Raw genomic sequence first — 3,063 nt, forward strand, 5'->3', positions numbered from 1 at the left:
CCCGCCGCGCAAGCGGCGGGCCGGGGGACTGGAGCGTCAGCCCCGGGCGAGCTGGGCGAGGTGGGCGCGCTTGTCGTGCAGGGTGAACACGGCCTCCAGCAGGGCCTGGGCGACTGCCTCGGTGGCGGCTGCGGCGAGGTGGCCGTGCAGGGTCTCCAGCGCGGCGGCGAGCTGGGCGTCGTCGTCGGCGAGGGTGCAGGCGGTGAAGTCCAGGCAGGCCGGGACGGTCAGCGGGCGGCGGTCCAGGGCGTGCGTGACGTACTGCCCGAACTGCTCCGGGAAGCCGGTGCGCGGGGCGTCGGCGGCGGCGGTCTCCGCGTCGGCGAGGGCAAGCCAGGCACTGTCGGGGATGCTGTCCGGGCGGGTCGGCTCCTCCTCGTAGAACGACAGGGCGACGGTGTCGAGCAGGTCGGCGATGACGAGCAGTGCGCGGCCCTCCCACGCGGAGGCGACCAGGGTGCGGCGGCGGGCGATGTCGGCCAGCATGGCGGCCCGGGCGGCGGCGGCGCGGGCCGGTTCGGTGGGCTCGAAGGTGGTCATGTGGGGGCCCCTTCCAGGGGGTTGAGGTTCATCGGTGCACCCCGGGCGGCGCGGGATTCCCGCCCCGCCGGCGCCCGGGCGGTGTGGCCGGTGCCGCCGGGCCCGGGGAGGTCCGGGCCCGGCGGGCGACGGGCTACTTGTGGTAGGCGGGGATCAGCGCGCGGACCTTGTCCTCGCCGATGCATCCGCCTTCGTGGCGGTGGGCGGACGGCGGGTTGCCGTTGCGCCCGCGGTGGTGGCTCCAGTAGCGGACGCCGGACCAGCCGCACAGCTCGCACAGCAGGTACCAGGGGTTGTCCGACCCCGGGAAGCCGTGGAGCACGGCCCGCCAGCGGTGCTCGGTCAGACCGGCGAACGCGGTCTTCGCGCCCGCGATGTTGCGATCGCTGGCGGGCATCCGCGGGTGCAGCAGGGGCACCGGGCCGTTCAGCGGCTGGGGCGCCTCGGCGAGCAGCAGGTCCAGCGCGACGGCCGTGACGCGACCGGCGGCGTACTCCTCGGCGAGGTACGCGGCGGCCAGGTCGATGCCCTTGGTGCCCTTGGGCGGGCGGCGGAGGTTGTGCTCGCCCTCGCTGGTGACGACCAGCCAGTCACGGTGCCAGCGGTAGGCCTGCCCGATGACCCGGTCCTCTCCGATGATCACGGGGTAGCGGCACTCGATGTCCGGCTCTCCGATGCGGGTCTTCAGGGTGGTGGCGCTCATGCTCGTGCTCCTTGTTGAGGTTCTTCGGTGGGTCCGGGCCTGGTGGGGGAGCGGGATTCCCGCCCCGCTCCCCCACCCCCGGCGGGGGCCTTACGGGCGGCAGTCGGCCGCGGAGTGGGCGGTGCAGCCGTCAGGGCAGGCGTGGACGCGCTCGTTCTTCACGAGAGTCCGGACGGCGGTGGCGCCCTGGGCGCGGCGTTCGATGCCGCCGTTGCCGTGGATCAGCTCGGCGCGCAGCACCCTTCCGCTGGCCTTGCCGACCTGGATCGTGCCGAAGGTGCCGTGCTTGCCGCCCGCGTTGAGGGTGATCCGGCGGACGCCTCGGTAGGTACCGCCGTCGGCCGCGCGCAGTCCCTTGCTCTCGGCAAGGCGGATGATGCCGACGGTGTACGGCGTGAGGCCGGTGAGGTCGAGCGCTGCGGGTTCGACGGTCGGCGCAGGCTCGGCGGCCTGGCTGCACGGGCGGGCAGCGTCGGCGGCCACGACCTCGGCCAGGCGGGCGTGCTTCCAGTGCAGGGCGAACGCGGCCTTGAGGTAGCCCACCGTCACGCCGTCCCTGGACAGGGGCGTCAGCCGCAGGTGGCCGTGGATCGCGTGGAGCCGGGCAAACAGGTCCCCCTCCTGTGCGATCAGCGCGGGCCCGGCGCCCCCGCTGGGAAGCAGCGACGGGGGAAGGTCGACGTCGTTGCCGAACACGGGGGCGGTGACGTACTGCGTGAACCGGGGCGGGAAGCCGATCGCGGGGTTGGCGGCGGCGATGGTGTCGGCCGTGCGGAGCGCGTGCGAGGCGTCCCAGTCGATCGTGTTCGTGATCACGACGCCGTTCCAGGTGCCGGGTTCGGCGGTCTCCAGCGAGAGCGCTGCGGAGTCCAGCAGGGCGGCGATCTCCAGCAGGGCGGCGCGTCCGTCGGCGTTCAGGACGGGCGCGGGGTTCGCGCAGCGGGTGCGGGCGATGGCGGCGATGGTGCGGGCGCGGTGGGCCGCAGCGCGGGCGTGAGGTGTGGCGTTCATGGTCGTGCTCCTTGTTGAGGTGGTTCGGTGGCCGGGCCCTGCGAGCGGGCGGGGATTCCCGCCCCCGCCCGCTCGCGGGGTGTGATGACCGGTCAGAGCTGCTCGGCGGCGGCGAGCTGCATCTGGAAGATTTGCCAGTCCGGGCCGCCCTTGGCGTGGACGAGACCGGCGTACAGCAGCACCGCCTCGTCGCCGGTGAGGGCGCGGACGCCGCGCTCGGCGAGGAAGGCGTCGATGGCCCCCAGCGGCTCGTCGGCGTAACGGAAGTTGTCCGTCAGGCCGTGGATGCCGCTGGGCTCGCCGTCCTTCCAGAGCTGGACGGAGAAGGTCCGCAGCACCCGGTCGTAGACCGGCCGCAGCTCGGCGTTGACCGGCTCGATCGCCTCAAGGTCGATGATCGGCAGGCGGGTGATGTTGGTGAGGTCCAGCATGGACGTGGCCTTTCGTTGAGGCTTCTCGGTGTGGGCCGGGGCCCGGTGCCGGGAGGGGATTCCCGCCCCCTCCGACGTAGACAATACTCTCAAGTTTTGGGCGGTAGGTCAACTCTCGACACGCAGAAAACCGCAGGTCAGAAGCCTTTTTGTGAAGAGAATTCCGGAGGCAATTCCGGCACCCCGACGGGCCGGAATTCCCCCCGGCGGAACGCCGCACGACGGGCCGGTCGGGGGGTTCCCTCCGCGGCGGGGCAGGCGCAGCCGACCGCGGGCCGTGTCGGGGTGCCAGGCTCGCCGAAGGCGACCGCGTAGCGGCTTGGCCTGGCGGCCCGGCGCGGGCTGTGGTCCCCTCCGGGGGCCCCGTCGCGGAGGGGA

4 protein-coding genes are annotated in these 3,063 nt (G+C 73.6%); all 4 read right to left on the reverse strand.

Annotated elements, in window-relative coordinates; genetic code table 11:
* Positions 1-36: 36 nt before the first annotated feature.
* The gene (locus RIF68_RS32630) at positions 37-540 is read right to left on the reverse strand and encodes a hypothetical protein (RefSeq protein ID WP_309054965.1); all 504 of its coding nucleotides are present in this window, start codon (positions 538-540) and stop codon (positions 37-39) included.
* Positions 541-673: 133 nt separating this feature from the next.
* Complete coding sequence (locus RIF68_RS32635; RefSeq protein WP_309054966.1) at positions 674-1,243, reverse strand: hypothetical protein; 570 nt, start codon at positions 1,241-1,243, stop codon at positions 674-676.
* A 90-nt stretch (positions 1,244-1,333) separates the two neighbouring features.
* Complete coding sequence (locus RIF68_RS32640; protein WP_309054969.1) at positions 1,334-2,254, reverse strand: hypothetical protein; 921 nt, start codon at positions 2,252-2,254, stop codon at positions 1,334-1,336.
* A gap of 92 nt (positions 2,255-2,346) precedes the next feature.
* On the reverse strand, positions 2,347-2,685 hold the full coding sequence (locus tag RIF68_RS32645) for a hypothetical protein (RefSeq protein ID WP_309054971.1): 339 nt from the start codon (positions 2,683-2,685) through the stop codon (positions 2,347-2,349).
* Positions 2,686-3,063 lie beyond the last annotated feature (378 nt).

The organism is Streptomyces sp., assembly GCF_031178505.1.
Classification (GTDB): Bacteria; Actinomycetota; Actinomycetes; order Streptomycetales; family Streptomycetaceae; genus Streptomyces; species Streptomyces gulbargensis.

Bases quoted from the DNA above. Each gene is read 5' to 3' on its own strand.
- RIF68_RS32630 (WP_309054965.1), bottom strand. From the start codon at position 540: ATGACCACCTTCGAGCCCACCGAACCGGCCCGCGCCGCCGCCGCCCGG.
- RIF68_RS32640 (WP_309054969.1), bottom strand. From the start codon at position 2,254: ATGAACGCCACACCTCACGCCCGCGCTGCGGCCCACCGCGCCCGCACC.
- RIF68_RS32645 (WP_309054971.1), bottom strand. From the start codon at position 2,685: ATGCTGGACCTCACCAACATCACCCGCCTGCCGATCATCGACCTTGAG.
- RIF68_RS32635 (WP_309054966.1), bottom strand. From the start codon at position 1,243: ATGAGCGCCACCACCCTGAAGACCCGCATCGGAGAGCCGGACATCGAG.